Below are 17612 nucleotides of genomic sequence, written 5' to 3' on the forward strand. Positions count from 1 at the left end.
AACATGGCGTGTTGTTCAAAACGCAAGACGTTTTTTTCTGCAACGTTAATTAATCGGAATATATACCCGTCATACTTCAAGTTGCAGGTGTGTTGGCTGCGTTCGTTCACCCGAATCACTTACCGGAGTAAGCTCATCGGGATTCACTCTCTTGCCGCCTTCCTGCAACTCGAATTATTTAGGGTATATCGGCGGTTATTCCTTTGATTTTAGTCTGGCCATCACAATTTAGGGCAGAAAATATAATCAGGCGGCACTGGTGTGTTTCGTCATCTCTTCCAACAACTGGGTGATAAACGTCAGCCGTTGCGGATATCCCGCCAGATCCTTGATGAATTTCAATCGGGTAGGGCCATCCAATCGATATACTTTAGCATCGCGTTGCAACAGACCGATCAGGTACGTCGGGTCGACGCGATTATGCTGGCTGAATTCGATGAACCCCCCTTTGTCATTCCCTTCAACCCGCTTGATACCCAGCACTTGTGCCTGTTGACGCAGTGCCGCCACCAGCAACAAGTGACGAGCGGCATCCGGCAGCTTGCCGAAACGGTCGATCAGTTCCGCTTTCAGGTCATCCAGTTCACCATCGTTTTTGGCGCTGGCGATACGCTTGTAGAACGACAGGCGGGTGTTGACGTCGGGAATAAAATCGTCCGGCAACAGCGCCGGCAGGCGTAGCTCGACGTCGGTCTGGCTGCTGATCAAGTCTTCCAGCGACGGTTCCCGACCGGCTTTGAGCGATTCCACCGCGCTTTCCAGCAAGTCCATGTATAGCGAAAAGCCGACGCTTTCCATCTGGCCGCTCTGGTCTTCCCCCAGCAATTCGCCGGCGCCGCGAATTTCCAAATCGTGGGTGGCGAGGGCAAACCCTGCGCCCAAATCTTCCAGTGAAGCGATAGCCTCCAGGCGTTTGTGCGCATCGCTGCTCATCGCTTTGGGATTTGGGGTCAGCAGGTACGCGTAAGCCTGATGGTGGGAACGCCCGACGCGGCCGCGCAACTGGTGCAACTGCGCCAGGCCGAAATGGTCGGCGCGTTCGATGATAATGGTATTCGCGTTGGGAATATCGATACCTGTTTCAATAATGGTGGTACACACCAGTACATTGAAGCGCTGGTGGTGGAAGTCGTTCATCACCCGCTCCAGCTCGCGCTCACGCATTTGGCCGTGACCAATGGCGATGCGTGCTTCCGGCACCAGTTCGCTCAGTCGCTGGGTGGCCTTGTCAATATTTTCGACGTCGTTGTAGAGGTAGTACACCTGGCCGCCGCGCAGAATTTCACGCAGAATCGCCTCGCGCACCACCAGACTATCGTACTCGCGCACAAAGGTTTTCACCGCCAGGCGGCGCGCCGGCGGCGTGGCGATGATCGACAAATCACGGATGCCGCTCATCGCCATGTTCAGGGTGCGTGGAATCGGGGTGGCGGTGAGCGTCAGAATATCGACGTTGGCGCGCATCGCTTTGATGCGCTCTTTGTGACGCACGCCGAATCGGTGTTCTTCATCGACGATCAGCAATCCCAAATCCCGCCAGCGGACATCGCTTTGCAGTAATTTATGCGTGCCGATCAGGATATCCACTTTGCCGTCCTGCGTTTGTTCCAGCACCTGAGCCTGTTCTTTCTGGCTGCGAAAGCGGGATAGCATGTCAATGCGCACCGGCCAGTTGGCGAAACGGTCGCGAAAATTGTCGAAGTGCTGCTGCGCCAGCAAGGTCGTCGGCACCAGTACCGCCACCTGCTTGTGGTTCTCTACCGCCAGAAACGCGGCGCGCATCGCCACTTCGGTTTTGCCGAAACCGACATCGCCGCACACCAATCGGTCCATCGCCAGCGGGCGGCACATATCGCTCAGTACCGCATTGATGGCCTGCGCTTGATCCGGCGTGGTATCGAACGGGAAGCCCTGACAGAACAATTGGTACTGTTCCCTATCGTGTTTGAACGCAAAACCGATATGAGCAGCGCGCTGGGCATAAACATCCAGCAACTCGGCCGCGACGTCGCGGACTTTTTCCGCCGCTTTCTGCCGTGCCCGCGTCCAGGCGTCGCCGCCTAACTTGTGCAGCGGTGCGCTGTCTTGCGCACCGCCGGCATAACGGCTGATAAGGTGTAATGAGGATACCGGTACGTACAGCTTGTCTTCGCCGGCGTAATGCAGAATCAGGTATTCCGCCTTGATGCCGCCGGCCTCCAGCGTGGTCAGCCCGGCGTAACGGCCGACGCCGTGTTCAAGGTGTACCACCGGTTGGCCTGGGCGCAATTCCGCCAGATTGCGAATCAACGTATCGGTATTGATGGTGCGGCGGCTGTCCTGACGGCGGCGGCTGACGCGTTCGCCCAACAGGTCGCTTTCGCAGATCAGCGCGCGTTGACGCAGGGTATCAATAAAACCGTGCTCGCTGGCGCCTATCATCAAATAGCAACCCGACGACGCGGCTTGTTCAAGGCGTTTTACCGGCGTTGGCGATAACTTGATGCGGGACAGTAACTCTTGCAAGGTTTCCCGGCGACCTTCGCTCTCCACGGAAAACACCACCTGCCCGCTAAATTGCTCGACGAACCGGCGCAGCGTATCCAGCGGCGATTTGTGCTGATGCTGGACCGCCAGGTCAGGCAACGGCTGATAGCCCAGATTCAGGTTGGCGGCTTTGTCCGGCAGCGTATCCTGGCGCAGTTGTACCCGCGGCCAGTGTTTGAGTTCGGCAAAAAAGCCCTCAACGGATAACCACAGCGCGTCCGGCGGCAACAATGGGCGCATCGGGTCGACGCCGCGGCTGGCGTGGCGCTGCTGAACATCCTGCCAGAAACGCTCCGCACCCTGCTGAATGTCGCCGGTATTGACCAGCAACGTACCGGACGGCAAATAGCTGAACAGCGCCGGCAGCGGCTGGCTGAAAAACAGCGGCTGCCAATACTCGATGCCGGCGGGCAGGGTTCCTTTGCTCACTTGCTGGTAGATGTGCTCGGCGTCGCGCCGGACGTCGAACTGCTCGCGCCATTGGCTGCGAAACAGCTCGATGGCGTTTTTGTCGGTTGGAAATTCCCGCGCCGGCAACAGATAAATGTGTTCGACTTCATTCAACGTGCGTTGGGTATCCGCGTCGAACAACCGCAAGCTGTCGATTTCATCGTCGAAAAAATCGATACGGAACGGCTCTTCGCTCCCCATCGGGAACAGATCGAGCAGTGCGCCGCGGGTAGCAAATTCACCGTGCTCCATCACCTGGTCTACGCTACGGTAACCGGCCTGCTCCAGTTGGTTGCGTAGCGTATCGCGCGACAGGCGTTGCCCTTTTTTCAGCATCAACGCATGGCCGTGCAAAAACGCGTGCGGGCACACTTTCTGCATCAGGGTATTGACCGGCAGGATCAAGGTGCCGCGCGTCAGCGAGGGAAGCTGGTAGAGCGTGGATAAACGGGCGGAGATAATTTCCTGGTGAGGTGAGAAGCTGTCGTAAGGGAGGGTTTCCCAATCGGGCAGCGTGATGACCGGTTGCCCGGTAAACTGCTGAATTTCGTCACGCAACCGCAGGGCGTTCTGCATGTCGGGCGTAATCAGCACCACCAGTCCGGCATGACGTTCAACGATTTCTGCGCATTCGACGGCGCAAGCCGCGCCGGTAAGCTGACCAAGCAGGCGTTGTTCGCCGGCTTTGCCAGGCAAGGTATAGCGATATTGTTCAGGCATCATCCGATTATCAGGTCTCGATATCCACTAAGAAAAAGTCGGGAAGAGAGGGGCTTAGGGTTCCATAAAGCGATACTACCCTTTATTATCCTTGTTCACTTTGCTTTAGCAACCTCATCCAGACGGATTTCATGTATCAACCTGTCGCACTTTTTATTGGCCTGCGTTATATGCGAGGGCGGGCCGCGGACCGCTTTGGGCGGTTTGTTTCCTGGTTATCCGCTATTGGTATCACCCTCGGCGTGATGGCGTTGGTTACCGTGCTGTCGGTAATGAACGGTTTTGAGCGGGAACTGGAAAACAGCATTCTGGGGCTGATGCCTCAGGCCCTGATCACGACGCCGCAAGGCTCCCTTAATCCACAGACGTTACCGGCCTCTTCGCTCTCTGCGCTGAAGGGCGTGAACCGTATCGCGCCGCTCACGACCGGCGATGTCGTGCTGCAAAGCGCCCGCAGCGTGGCGGTGGGGGTGATGCTCGGTATCAATCCGGACGAGCAGGAACCGCTGGCGAGTTATTTGACCAAGGCGGCGTCGCTACAGCAACTGCAGCCGAGTCAATATCAGGTGATTCTCGGTGAGCAACTGGCCAACCAGCTCGGCGTCAAGCCGGGCGATCACGTGCGATTGATGGTGACCGGCGCCAGCCAGTTGACGCCGATGGGACGTGTGCCGAGCCAACGGTTGTTTACCGTCGCCGGGACGTTTTACGCCCACAGCGAAGTGGATGGTTATCAACTGTTGGTTAACCAGCAGGATGCGTCGCGCCTGATGCGCTATGCGCCCGGCGGCATCACCGGCTGGCGGCTGTGGCTTGACCAACCGCTGACGGTGGATACGCTGAGTCAGCAGGCGTTGCCGGCAGGGACGGCATGGAAAGACTGGCGTGAGCGCAAAGGCGAGTTGTTCCAGGCGGTCCGGATGGAGAAAAACATGATGGGGCTGTTATTGAGCCTGATTGTGGCTGTCGCCGCGTTCAATATCATTACTTCACTGGGTTTGCTGGTGATGGAAAAACAGGGAGAAGTCGCGATTTTGCAGACGCAAGGACTCACCCAGCGGCAGATCATGGCGGTCTTTATGGTTCAGGGCGGCGGCGCCGGTGTGGTGGGGGCGTTGGTCGGCGCGATACTGGGTATGGTGCTGGCCAGCCAGTTGAACACCCTGATACCGATGCTGGGGTTGTTGATTGACGGTGGCGCGCTGCCGGTACAGATTCAGCCGTTGCAGGTGATCGCGATTGCGCTGGTGGCGATGCTGCTGGCGCTGCTTTCCACGCTTTATCCTTCCTGGCGCGCGGCCGCCACCCATCCCGCAGAGGCTTTACGTTATGAGTAATTCACCTTTATTACAGTGCCGTCAGCTGTGTAAACGCTACCAGGAAGGCAACCTGTCTACCGATGTGCTGCGTGATGTGTCGTTCGACATGCAGAAAGGCGAAATGATGGCGATTGTCGGCAGTTCCGGCTCAGGTAAAAGTACCTTGTTGCATTTGCTGGGCGGGCTGGATGCGCCGACCTCCGGCGAGGTGGTGTTTCAGGGTAAGACGTTGAATCAACTGTCGGCGGCGGCGAAAGCTGCGCTGCGTAACCGCGAACTGGGGTTTATCTATCAGTTTCATCATCTGCTGCCGGATTTCAGCGCGCTGGAAAATGTGGCGATGCCGCTGCTGATCGGCAATGTGGCGCCGAAAGAGGCCAAAGAGCGGGCGCAGACCATGCTGGCGGCGGTCGGCCTGGCGCAGCGCAGTCAGCACCGCTCCTCGGAACTGTCCGGCGGCGAGCGCCAGCGTGTGGCGATTGCCCGTGCGCTGGTGAATAACCCATCGCTGGTGCTGGCGGACGAACCGACCGGCAACCTTGATCAGCGTACTACCGATGCGATTTTTGAACTGTTGGGCGAGCTGAACGTCCGTCAGGGGACGGCATTTTTGGTGGTGACGCATGACCTGCGTCTGGCCGGCCGTCTCGGCCGGCAGTTGGAAATGCGCGACGGCCAGTTGCAGCAGGAGTTAACCCTGATGGGGGCGTCGCAATGACCTTTCCTCCGCTTTCGCTGCTGGTTGGGTTGCGTTTTAGCCGCGGCCGTCGTCGCAGCGGTATGGTGTCGTTGATTTCGGTCATCTCCACCCTCGGCATTGCGCTGGGCGTGGCGGTATTGATCGTCGGCCTGAGTGCGATGAACGGTTTCGAGCGCGAACTCAACAACCGTATTTTGGCTGTCGTTCCGCATGGCGAGATTGAAGCCGGCGAGCAGCCGTTCAAAAACTGGCAGCCGCTGCTGCCGAAGGTTGAACAAGTGCCCGGCGTTGCCGCGGCGGCGCCGTACGTCAGTTTTACCGGGTTGCTGGAGAACGGCGCCAGCCTGAAGGCGATTCAGTTCAAAGGCGTGGACCCGCAACAGGAACTGAAACTCAGCGCGTTGCCGCAGTTCGTGCAGGATAACGCCTGGTCGCGCTTTCATGCCGGTACGCAGCAAGTGATTATCGGTAAGGGCGTGGCAGACACGCTGGGCGTGAAAAGCGGCGACTGGGTAACGGTGATGATCCCCAACAGCGACCCGCAGATGAAGCTGTTGCAGCCGAAGCGAATCCGCTTGCAGGTGGCGGGGATATTGCAGTTAAGCGGTCAGTTGGATCACAGCCTGGCGCTGGTGCCGCTGGCGGATGCGCAGCAGTATCTGGATTTGGGCGATGGCATTACGGGGATCGCCATCAAAGCCCAGGATGTGTTCGCCGCTCAGAAGCTGGTGCATGACGCGGGTGAAGCGACTAACCGCTTTGTCTATATCCGTAGTTGGATCGGCACTTACGGCTACATGTATCGCGATATTCAGATGATCCGTACCATTATGTATCTGGCGATGGTGCTGGTGATTGGCGTGGCCTGTTTCAACATCGTTTCCACGCTGGTGATGGCGGTGAAGGACAAAAGCAGCGATATCGCGGTATTGCGCACACTGGGAGCGGGCGATGGCCTGATCCGTGCGATTTTTGTCTGGTACGGGTTACTGGCCGGGTTGCTCGGCAGCGTAGTCGGCACCGTGGTGGGGATTGTGTTGACACTGCAATTGACGCCGATTATCCGTAGTCTCGAAACGTTGACGGGTCACCATTTTTTGTCCGGCGATATTTATTTCATCGATTTTCTGCCCTCGGAACTGCATATGCTGGATGTGGTCATCGTGTTGGGCACCTCACTGGTGTTGAGTTTGATAGCCAGCTGGTATCCGGCTCGCCGCGCCAGCCGTATCGACCCGGCCCGGATATTGAGCGGCCAGTAATCCACGGCGTCATGGCGAGGACGCCGTGGCGCCGTTCTCTTGTCTGAATGAAGCTGAGGGCGCGCCTATGTATTACGGTTTTGACATTGGCGGTACCAAGACAGAGCTGGCGGTGTTCGACGCCGGGCTACGGCGCATCTGGCAAAAACGCATTGCCACCCCCCGGGACGATTATGACTGCCTGTTGCAGGCATTGCTGAGCTTAACGCAAGAGGCCGATGCGCTGATCGGCGGTCGCGGCTCGGTCGGTGTTGGCGTGCCGGGGATGGAAAGCGCGGATGACGGCACCTTGTTTGCCGCCAATCTGCCTGCTGCCCTGGGGCGCCCGTTGCGCGCCGACCTCAGCCGGTTATTGGCACGTGAAGTGCGCCTCAGTAATGACGCCAATTGTTTTGCGCTATCAGAAGCCTGGGACGATGAATTTCGCGTTTACCCGGTGGTGTTGGGGATTATTCTCGGCACCGGCATGGGGGGCGGTCTGGTAGTGAATGGCCAGGTAGTACACGGGAAGAACGGCGTTGCCGGCGAGTTGGGGCACTTCCGTTTGCCGGTCGATGCGCTGGATATTCTCGGTGAGTCCATTCCTCGGGTAACATGCGGCTGCGGCCGTCGTGGTTGTGTCGAAAACTACCTTTCCGGGCGCGGGTTCGAATGGCTATACACGCATTTTTACCATTGCACGCTATCAGCCCCGGAGATTATCGCGGCATTCTATGCCGGCGAACCCCAGGCGCAGCAACATGTGGAGCGTTATCTGGCTTTGCTGGCCGTGTGCCTGGGGAATCTGTTAACGTTGGTTGACCCGCATCTGATTGTTTTTGGCGGCGGTTTGTCGAATTTCGATGAAATTTACCGGCAGTTGCCTCAGCGGCTGCCCGGCAGTTTGTTACCGGTGGCGCGTGTTCCGCGCATTGAAAAAGCGCGCCATGGCGATGCGGGCGGCGTGCGCGGCGCAGCATTGCTACACTTGATAAATCAGCCGTTACCGCCCGAACTCTGAGGGCGGCACACTGATACCCCGCGGTCAGCGCGGGCCTGGAGCAAAGCCTCGGTGGGTTGCCGAGGTGCGCTTAAAACATGCTAAGGAGCAGACATGCACTCGCGTCAGCGATTACACCGTTTTCGGCAGCGAAAACGCCTCCGTCATCAGCGTTTGTGTGCCCGCATTTTTCATCTTGATTATCTGGTGGTCAAAAACGTGAATAAACCACGTGTTGTTGTACTTACCGGAGCAGGGATTTCTGCTGAGTCCGGTATTCGCACGTTCCGTGCTTCGGATGGGCTATGGGAAGAGCATCGGGTGGAAGATGTCGCCACACCGGAAGGGTTTCATCGCGATCCGCAAACGGTGCAGAACTTTTACAATCAGCGTCGTCGCCAGTTGCAGCAACCGGAGATTGTGCCTAACGCGGCGCATCTGGCGTTGGCGGAGCTGGAAGCGGCGCTCGGCGATCATTTTCTGTTAGTCACCCAGAATATCGACAATTTACATGAGCGTGCCGGCAACAAGCGCATCATTCACATGCACGGCGAGTTGCTGAAAGTCCGTTGCAGCCACAGCGGGCAGGTATTTGAGTGGACGGATGATGTGTCCGTGGATGACCGCTGCCATTGCTGCCAGTTTCCGGCGCCGTTGCGCCCCCATGTGGTGTGGTTCGGCGAGATGCCGCTGGGGATGGACCGCATCTATCATGCGTTGTCGGAAGCGAATTTTTTCATCGCTATCGGAACATCGGGCCATGTCTATCCGGCCGCGGGTTTTGTTCACGAAGCCCACGTACACGGCGCGCATACCGTGGAACTGAATCTGGAGCCAAGCCAAATCCAAAGCCAGTTCGATGAGCATATTTATGGCCCCGCCAGTAAGGTTGTGGTGGAGTTTGTCCACAACTGGCTTGCGCGGTATGCCGCGACGTCAACCTGAATCTGATGATTTGCCCGCCCGGCGTGGATGAATGATGCTGGGCATCGATTCGGCTACCGGCGGGCGTTCCTGCATCAGCGCATCACGACGGGCGCGTAAACACTCTTCGAGCTGGTCGAACGGCAGGCAGGCTTCGTGGTTGTAGAAGCTGTATTCGCATTCGACGCAGGTGTGGGTGGCGGCGCTATCTCGGTGTTTGTCTTTACGTCGGGCGCGATACAGCCTGCGCAAAAAAGATACCAGCATAATATTACCTCGTGGGATGATCGGTGATGGTCTTCTATTAGGGTAGTTGAGATTTGATAGATCGAAAAATAATCAAATTGGATGGGGTAATCACATTTCATACCTTACCTCGATGGGTATTCGTCGCCGTTCTTTGCGGCGGATTTTTCGAGCCGTCTTCCATTCTTTAGCGGAATTTTCCCGCATCAGCTTGATATCACTGTGGATATACGCATCATGAGTCATTATCCGACTTTTTTATTGCAGGCTTTCTCATGCAATTAACCCCGTTAGGCTATACCCAACTGAAACAACGTCAGCAACAGCGAGATCGCCAGCGCCTGCTGGTTCTCTGGCTGTTGCTGGTATCCGGTATTGTGGTGAGTCTGTGTGCCGGCGAACGCTGGATTGGGCCGACGCATTGGTTGGATCCTGAGTCTTCACTCTTTATCTGGCAGCTCAGGCTGCCGCGTACGCTGGCGGTGATGCTGGTGGGGGCAGGGTTGGCAATGGGCGGCGCGGTTATGCAGGCCGTATTCGATAACCCGTTGGCTGAGCCGGGGCTGCTTGGCGTCTCCAACGGTGCGGGCGTGGCGCTGGTCGTTGCGGTGTTGCTCGGGCAAGGCGCGTTGCCGGTCTGGAGCCTCAGTGTATGCGCTATTGCCGGTGCGTTGCTGGTGACGTTGCTGTTGCTGCACTTTTCCCGGGCCGGGGTTTCTAACGCCAGGTTACTGCTTATTGGCGTCGCCCTCGGCATTATTTGCAGCGCCTTGATGACTTGGGCGGTCTATTTCAGTACCAGCGTTGATCTGCGCCAGTTAATGTATTGGATGATGGGCGGATTCAGCGGTGTGGATTGGCGCTACGGCGGGTTAATGCTGCTGATATTACCTCTACTGGTGTGGCTGGCGCGCTGTGGCGGCGTGCTCAACCAACTGGCGTTGGGCGAATCGGCGGCCCGGCAGTTAGGGGTTGCGGTGTTGTACTGGCGCAATGCGCTGGTTCTGGCAATGGGCGCGCTGGTTGGCCTTAGTGTGGCGCTGGCCGGCGTGATCGGTTTTGTCGGCCTGGTTATCCCGCATATTTTGCGCTTGTGCGGGTTGACCGATCAGCGCTATCTATTAACCGGATGCGGCCTGGCCGGTGCTGTTGTGCTGATGCTGGCGGATACGCTGGCGCGCACTGTGCTGGCGACGGCAGAACTGCCGGTCGGTGTAGTGACCGCCACACTGGGGGCTCCCTGGTTTATCTGGCTGTTGTTGCGCCATCAGGTGTGATTCCTACGAGGATACAGCGATAAGGCGCAATCATTCAGGTGCATACGTCGACCGGCTAACAACATCGACCTGCTAACAACGTCGACCGGCGGACACGCCGGTTCGCGACGATAGGCAGTTCGACAATGATAAGTAGTTTGAATAACAGGAACAGACAATGAGCAATGACATCTACGCAATTCCCCTGCAAACCATCGATGGCCGTCAGACAACACTGGAAAACTGGCGTAATAACGTGCTGCTGGTAGTGAATGTCGCTTCGCAGTGTGGGCTGACCCGGCAATATGAAGCCCTGGAAAATCTGTACGAAACGTATCGTGATCGCGGGTTTGCCGTATTGGGTTTTCCTTCCAATGAATTTGCCGGGCAAGAGCCGGGCAGCAACGAGGAGATAAGCGCGTTTTGCCGCGGGACTTTCGGCGTACAGTTTCCGATGTTTGGCAAAATAGCGGTCAACGGCAGTGATCGCCACCCCTTGTATCAGGCATTGATTCAGTCACAACCGCAAGCGTTGCGGCCGCAGGGGAGTGAATTTTATGAGCGCCGCGTCAGCAAAGGCCAGGCGCCCGTACATCCTGGCGATATTCTGTGGAATTTTGAAAAATTTTTGATTAATCGCCGTGGTGAGGTGATAGCGCGCTTTTCACCTGATATGACGCCGGATGACAGCGTGATTATCAAAGCCGTTGAACAGGCGCTGGCGCAGTAATCGTGACGGCTCAACCCTTACTCAGTCTGCGAAATGTCAGTGTCGCCGGGCGGCTATCTTCGGTGTGTCTTAACTGTTATCCCGGTGAACAGGTTCATATTATTGGTCCTAATGGCGCGGGTAAGAGTACGTTGCTGGCATTGATGGCCGGTTTGCAGCCGGGGGAAGGCGAGGCGCAGCTGCTTGGGCGGCCGATAGCGGACTGGGCGGCGGGTGAGCTGGCGAGGGTGCGGGCGTATCTGCCGCAACATCACCGCGCACTGGCGCTGATGCCGGTGTTTCAGTATTTGCAGTTGCATCAACCCTCATCTGGTGATGCTCATGCGGTGGATACGGTTGTGCAGCGGCTGACGGAGCGGCTATCGTTGGCGGATAAATTGCGACGCCCGCTGACCCGGCTATCCGGCGGCGAATGGCAGCGCGTCAGGCTGGCGGCGGTGTTGTTGCAGGCCTGGCCGACACTGAATCCGTCAGCCCGGTTATTACTGCTGGATGAACCCGTCGCCAGTCTGGATATTGCCCAACGTGTTGCGCTGGATTCATTGCTGGCGGAGTTATGTCGGGCGGGGCTGACGGTGATAGCTTCAGGCCATGACTTGAATCATACCTTGCATCATGCCGATCGTGTCTGGCTGATGTCCGCTGGTGAGGTGGCGGCGCAGGGAACGGTCGCCGATGTGATGCAACCGGATAGGCTATCTGCGGTGTTTGGCGTGGCATTTACGGATTATGTGCTGGAAGGGCGGCACTGGATGCTGGCGCAACAGGAATAATGCCCCATAGAGGATAACGCAGCGGACGGGTGATGCGTTGTTACCGACTGTATGCCTGCGATATAGCGGCGATATTCACCGTAATCTGGCGTTATGGCAGAAAAACTCTCTGTTTTCTGGCGATTAACGTCAAAGCGTAAATGATAATATGACGTAATTCGGTTTTGTGGGGCGATCCCGTCAATGGTGAGTATAAGCGCATGAGGTTCTGGAGAGTCTGGCTAATACTGGTGGCATTGTTTCTGGCAGGGTGTAGTAGCCATGTGCCGCAAAGTACCCGCTTGGGTGATACCAGTGAGGTGAGCGCGCAACTGCATGAGCAACTGGCACAGTGGCATGGTACACCATACCGCTATGGCGGGCTGGATCACGATGGCATTGATTGCTCTGGTTTCGTTTATCTGACGTTTCGAGATAGATTCGGCCTGACGTTGCCGCGTTCGACCGAGGAGCAGACGGCAGTCGGCACGCGTGTCGATCGTGGTGACCTGCTGCCGGGCGATCTGGTCTTTTTCCGTACCGGTAGCGGTGAGAATGGGCTGCATGTCGGCATCTATGATAGCCATGACCAGTTTATTCATGCTTCGACCAGCCGCGGGGTGATGCGCTCGTCGCTAAACAACGTTTACTGGAAACGGGCCTACTGGCAGGCCCGCCGTATCTGATTTTTGGCCGCCTGACTGCGGCCTGTTGCATTGGTCACAGTCGGCGAGCAATTACAGACGGATTACCCTCAACATCATCACGAAATAAACACATTAATTGTCTGGTTGTCGGAAAGCATTCGTTAATAATTTGAAATCTGTATTAGGGCTTTGTCTGAAAAATGAAAAACGGATTGTTTTCCGGTAGAGGCAAATTATAGATTAGCGTTGGTTTTGGCAGTAACCAAATGGTATTCGCGTGAAAAAGGATGAGAGCAATTTATTATATTTTCTTACGGATGCTGGCGGGCTGAGTCGATAAAGTACGCACTTCGTTTGATTATTATTAATTTCTCTTAATGTGTCAGGAGTGGTAGCAGCGAATAGGATCTGGTCAGGCATGTTTTCCTGCCTGACGGCTCGTTACGGCGGGTTTAATCTTTTAACTCTGGCTATAACACTATGCGTATCCAACTTGAAGTTGACTATGTCAGTCAGTACCATTTTTCTCCGATTTATCGCCTTGATTCACGGTTACTAGCACTGGAGATGAACGGCCGCTTTCAGAGCGAAGCCGGGCTGTCCATACCCCAGAATATTCTCCTGGGGGTGTTGAGTCATCGGCAGAAGCAAACGCTGCTGAGAGAGCAACTGGCGATCTTGAAGGATAAATCAGCATGGTTTATCAATCATCGTATCGCCGTTGTGTTGAAAATCGATCATACATTGACGGAATTTCTGGTTGACGATACGTCGCTGGGGCGTGAATTCCGCTCACTCTCTTTTCTGCAACTTGAAATCAATGAAAATTTCCCCGATATATCGTGTGGGCGAGATAATGCTCTGCTGATGAAATTAAGCCAATCTTTTCATTTGTGGTTGGATAATTTTGGTGCCGGTAACGTAAATATGAAGCCATTTTATGATGGCGTTATTTCCAGCGTAAAAATGGACGCAGCATTTATCGGTAAACTATTAACGCGACCTGTCTCGGTTTCTATTATTAACCCCATGTTACATGCGATGAAAAAACAGTGCCCTTCACTGAATGTAGTCGCGAAAGGGGTGGATACGGTTGCCGGTTTTGAGAGGGCGCTCGAGCTTGATATTAATGCCGTTCAGGGGCAATTATGGCCGTCTTTGTCTCCGGAATCGCTGGAGACTGTGTTAATTCCGGTGGCTTGTTACAGTTAAGGGTTGGCTGATACAGGCGCTCGACAACCGTCGGTGCCTGCTGTTTTTGTGCCGCGTGCACGGTATGTTTTTCTGGCTGATTGTTGCTACACCCAAAATAATTCGAGTTGCAGGGCAACACGCTCGCGTGTTGAACAACGCAACTTAACCTGCAAGCTGAGGTAGGCAAGGAATATCGGTTAATGCCCCTGTGGTTACTCCGTGTTAATTCTCCTGATGCAGTTCTACACTGAGGAGAAAAGGGGGAGTTATGCCACATCACCTGCTGTTCAATAACCACTATCATCAACAATTGCCGGGTTTTTATACCGAACTGACGCCCACGCCATTACACGGGGCGCGTTTGCTTTATTACAACGCCCCCTTGGCCGAGACGCTGGGGTTATCCGCTGACTACTTTGAGGGGGATAACCGCCGTATCTGGAGCGGGGAAAAAACATTGCCGGGAATGGCGCCGTTGGCTCAGGTATACAGCGGCCATCAGTTCGGCGTCTGGGCCGGGCAATTGGGAGACGGACGCGGGATTTTACTTGGACAGCAGCAACTGGCCGATGGTCGAACACAAGACTGGCATCTCAAAGGGGCGGGATTGACCCCTTATTCACGTATGGGTGACGGGCGGGCGGTGCTGCGTTCTGTTGTGCGTGAGTTTCTGGCTTCTGAAGCGTTACATCATCTTAATATTCCCACCACGCGAGCCTTGACGATCGTCGCCAGCGACCACCCCGTTCAGCGTGAACAAGAGGAGCGGGGGGCGATGTTATTGCGGGTCGCGGACAGCCATGTCCGTTTCGGTCATTTCGAGCATTTTTATTATCGTCGTGAGCCTGAAAAAGTTCGTCAGTTGGCCGAGTACGTGATTGCCTGCCATTGGCCGCACTGGCAGCAGGAGATTGATCGCTTTTATCTGTGGTTCAACGATGTTGTGGAGCGGACCGCAAGGCTGATTGCCCACTGGCAAGCGGTGGGCTTTGCACACGGCGTCATGAATACCGACAATATGTCTATTCTTGGCCTGACGATTGATTACGGCCCGTTCGGATTCATGGATGACTATCAGCCCGGTTATATCTGCAATCATTCAGACCATCAGGGACGTTACGCGTTTGATAATCAGCCGGCGGTGGCTTTGTGGAATTTACATCGCTTGGCACAGACCCTCTCGGGATTGATATCCGCAGATAAGCTACAGCAAGCGCTGAATCGCTATGAGCCGGCGTTGATGCAACGGTTCGGCGAATTGATGCGCGCCAAACTGGGGTTTACTACGCCGCTGGCGCAAGACAATGATGTGTTAGTCGGATTATTACAACTGATGACGCGGGAACAAGCCGACTATAGCCATATTTTTCGGTTGTTGTCGGAAACGGAACAGCATAGCCGCCACTCACCATTACGGGACGTGTTTATCGATAGGGCGGCGTTTGATGAATGGTTCAGTTTGTATCGCCAACGGCTGATGCTGGAAAGCACCGACGATGCTGCGCGTCAGCAACAGATGAAGCTGGCCAACCCGCGTTATATCTTGCGTAACTATCTGGCGCAACAGGCGATTGAACGGGCTGAGACGGGGGATGTCGGTTTGCTTGCCCGCCTGCATCAAACCTTGTGTCAGCCGTATGATGATCAACCCGAAAGGGCTGATTTGGCCGGTTTGCCGCCAGACTGGGGAAAACATCTGGCTATCTCCTGTTCAAGCTAGATTGCGCGTGCCCGGTATGCAACATGAGTGAAGAAAAACGTGATAACTGACGGTATGATATTTAAATTACCGGTGCATCAGGTCTCGTTATTTCCCCTGTCGCGCCGTAAAATCAGAATAAGCCAGCGTTGCATCCCACCATTTTTCGTGATGTAGAGCCGCACGACAGGATGGATAACTCCGGGGCGTAATGATTGCCGTTTGTTGTAACGCGCAGATTTGTTGTAACGCGCAGAGCGGTATTTGAAATACCGGGTGCGAAAACCGTATTGGCCGACAGAAACAGGCCGGTAGATAAAACACGGTGTAATAAAAGCAGTGTCATTTTATGTACAGGGGATAAATGGATGTTGGTAGTTAAACGAAATACACAAAAACTGCTTTTGGGCGTAGCCGGTTCGATTTGGCTGGGTAGCGTGTTGAGTTCGTTTTCTGTTCAGGCGGCTTCATCGGCGGCGCCCGGCAGTGTGGCGGCGTCGGCGTCGATAAAAAATCACTCCTCTGTTACAAGCGGTTTGCCTGCCGGTATTACGCCTTATTATCTCGGCGAGTTGACCACACTTTATGCGCGCCAACATAGTCGGCCGATGTGGAGTGATACCCAGTTAGTTAAAGCTTTTCAGCAACAACTGGCGGAAGTGGCGCTCTCTGGGGTACAACCGCAATTTAACACCTGGGTGACCTGGCTGACCGATCCAAAATTAAGCGGTTTTTCCCGCGATGTGGTGTTATCAGATGCCATGTTGGGCTATCTCCAATTTGTTGCCGGGGTAGAAAAAAACGGCGGCAACTGGCTGTATGGCAGCGTTCCTTATAAGCTGGCGGCGCCGTCGGCGGCGATGATTGAACAGTGGCAGCAGGCGATAACCTCCGGCAATGGTGCGGCGTTTATTGCCTCACTGGCGCCTCGTCATTCTCAGTATGAAAAAATGCACACGGCATTGAAAAACATGCTGACGGATAATCGCCCCTGGCCGAAACTGGTGTTGGCGGATTCATTACGCCCCGGCGATGAAAGTAATGCGCTGCCGGTATTGCAAGAAATTTTGTTGCGAACCGGAATGCTGAGTCAGGATAGCGCGGCTATGCCGCTGTTTAACGATGCGACGGCCGCCGGCAATACAGCCGCATTGCGTTATGACGGCGAAATGGTGGAGGCCGTAAAACGTTTTCAGCATTCACAAGGTCTGCAAGACGACGGTGTCATTGGCAAACGCACGCGGGACTGGCTCAATGTGTCTTCGCAGATGCGCGCGGCGTTGCTGGCGTTGAATATCCAGCGCCTGCGCCTGGTGCCGGATAAAGTCAGCAGCGGCATTGTGGTGAACATCCCCAATTATTCGCTTAGCTATTACCAGAATGGCGCGGAGATCCTGTCGTCGCGGGTGATTGTCGGCCAGCCTAAACGAAAAACGCCGCTGATGAGCAGTTCGCTCAGCAATGTGGTGATGAATCCGCCCTGGAATGTGCCCACCACGCTGACCCGTCAGGATATTATTCCTAAAGTGATTCAAGACCCGGGGTATTTGCAGCGCCACGGTTACACCGTGTTATCAGGCTGGACCGACAGCGCCCAGCCCATTGACCCGTCAATGATCGACTGGCCGATGATGTCGGCCGGTAACTTCCCATATCGTTTGCGTCAGGCACCGGGAGACAGTAATTCTCTGGGGCGCTACAAGTTCAATATGCCTAATACGGACTCTATCTATCTGCATGACACGCCGAACCACAATCTGTTCCAGAAAGATATTCGGGCGTTGAGTTCGGGATGCGTGCGCGTCAATAAAGCGTCGGAGCTGGCGGCATTATTGTTGCAGGATGCCGGCTGGAACAATGCTCGTATCTCGTCAACGCTGGAGCAGGGGAATACCACCTATGTCGCTGTGCGCCAACGCGTGCCGGTGAATTTCTATTATCTCACCGCCTGGGTGGCCGATGACGGTAAGCCACAGTTCCGCACAGATATTTACAATTATGATGATACGGTAAAAACCGGTGCGCTGGCATTGTCCCGAGCCGGATTATTATTACAGTAACTATCCGTAATCCGGGCAATTCCCGGATTACGTCGATAAGCGGGCAGAGCGAAAACCGCGGCGGCGGCGCATAATAGCCTCAATCACGTGGGTTGACGGGCTACTCTCAGGCAGTTAAGGTGCAAAGCGGTGCTTTTACGTACCGCTT

The 17612-nt window shown here is 55.4% G+C and carries 14 protein-coding genes; 12 read left to right on the forward strand and 2 right to left on the reverse strand.

The annotated features are described in order from the left end of the window. Positions 1 to 246: 246 nt before the first annotated feature. Entirely contained in the window at positions 247 to 3699 is a 3453-nt protein-coding gene (mfd, locus tag FDP13_RS06580) for a transcription-repair coupling factor (protein ID WP_199886312.1), read from the reverse strand. A 128-nt stretch (positions 3700 to 3827) separates the two neighbouring features. On the opposite strand from mfd, the gene lolC reads away from it, so the two are divergent. The 5 genes from lolC to cobB all read left to right on the forward strand — a co-directional run bounded on the left by lolC (position 3828) and on the right by cobB (position 8901). Next, entirely contained in the window at positions 3828 to 5033 is a 1206-nt protein-coding gene (gene lolC, locus FDP13_RS06585) for a lipoprotein-releasing ABC transporter permease subunit LolC (protein WP_143839059.1), read from the forward strand. Next, positions 5026 to 5733, forward strand: coding sequence for a lipoprotein-releasing ABC transporter ATP-binding protein LolD (gene lolD / locus FDP13_RS06590; RefSeq protein ID WP_012769372.1), 708 nt, complete (start codon positions 5026 to 5028; stop codon positions 5731 to 5733). The genes lolC and lolD overlap by 8 nt, the downstream gene beginning before the upstream one ends. Then, on the forward strand, positions 5730 to 6977 hold the full coding sequence (gene lolE / locus FDP13_RS06595; RefSeq protein WP_012769373.1) for a lipoprotein-releasing ABC transporter permease subunit LolE: 1248 nt from the start codon (positions 5730 to 5732) through the stop codon (positions 6975 to 6977). The genes lolD and lolE overlap by 4 nt, the downstream gene beginning before the upstream one ends. 67 nt (positions 6978 to 7044) lie before the next feature. Then, positions 7045 to 7977: an N-acetylglucosamine kinase gene (gene nagK / locus FDP13_RS06600; RefSeq protein WP_143839060.1), complete on the forward strand. Its 933-nt coding sequence runs from the start codon at positions 7045 to 7047 to the stop codon at positions 7975 to 7977. Between the two features lie 93 nt (positions 7978 to 8070). Then, a complete protein-coding gene (gene cobB / locus FDP13_RS06605) occupies positions 8071 to 8901 on the forward strand; it encodes a Sir2 family NAD+-dependent deacetylase (protein WP_012769375.1) in 831 nt (276 codons plus the stop codon). On the opposite strand, the gene FDP13_RS06610 is transcribed toward cobB, so the two are convergent. Continuing rightward, positions 8893 to 9147, reverse strand: a complete 255-nt coding sequence (locus tag FDP13_RS06610) for a hypothetical protein (RefSeq protein WP_012769376.1) — start codon at positions 9145 to 9147, stop codon at positions 8893 to 8895. The two genes, cobB and FDP13_RS06610, sit on opposite strands and share 9 nt — an antisense overlap. A gap of 254 nt (positions 9148 to 9401) precedes the next feature. Between FDP13_RS06610 and btuC the strand changes: the two genes are divergently transcribed. From btuC to ldtD, 7 genes are all read left to right on the forward strand, one after another. Then, positions 9402 to 10403, forward strand: coding sequence for a vitamin B12 ABC transporter permease BtuC (gene btuC, locus FDP13_RS06615; protein ID WP_143839061.1), 1002 nt, complete (start codon positions 9402 to 9404; stop codon positions 10401 to 10403). A 157-nt stretch (positions 10404 to 10560) separates the two neighbouring features. Continuing rightward, complete coding sequence (locus FDP13_RS06620) at positions 10561 to 11112, forward strand: glutathione peroxidase (RefSeq protein ID WP_033576249.1); 552 nt, start codon at positions 10561 to 10563, stop codon at positions 11110 to 11112. A 2-nt stretch (positions 11113 to 11114) separates the two neighbouring features. Next, entirely contained in the window at positions 11115 to 11885 is a 771-nt protein-coding gene (gene btuD / locus FDP13_RS06625) for a vitamin B12 ABC transporter ATP-binding protein BtuD (protein WP_143839062.1), read from the forward strand. Between the two features lie 200 nt (positions 11886 to 12085). Then, positions 12086 to 12550, forward strand: coding sequence for an NlpC/P60 family protein (locus FDP13_RS06630; RefSeq protein WP_012769380.1), 465 nt, complete (start codon positions 12086 to 12088; stop codon positions 12548 to 12550). Positions 12551 to 12991: 441 nt separating this feature from the next. Then, positions 12992 to 13723 carry an EAL domain-containing protein gene (locus FDP13_RS06635; protein ID WP_143839063.1) on the forward strand — a complete coding sequence of 244 codons (732 nt, stop codon included), beginning with the start codon at positions 12992 to 12994 and terminating at the stop codon, positions 13721 to 13723. 250 nt (positions 13724 to 13973) lie between these two features. Beyond that, complete coding sequence (locus tag FDP13_RS06640) at positions 13974 to 15425, forward strand: protein adenylyltransferase SelO (RefSeq protein ID WP_143839064.1); 1452 nt, start codon at positions 13974 to 13976, stop codon at positions 15423 to 15425. 347 nt (positions 15426 to 15772) lie between these two features. Then, positions 15773 to 17464: a L,D-transpeptidase gene (ldtD, locus tag FDP13_RS06645; protein WP_143839065.1), complete on the forward strand. Its 1692-nt coding sequence runs from the start codon at positions 15773 to 15775 to the stop codon at positions 17462 to 17464. The last annotated feature ends 148 nt before the right edge of the window (positions 17465 to 17612 follow it).

The organism is Dickeya sp. ws52 (assembly GCF_007210685.1).
GTDB classification, from domain to species: Bacteria; Pseudomonadota; Gammaproteobacteria; order Enterobacterales; family Enterobacteriaceae; genus Dickeya; species Dickeya chrysanthemi.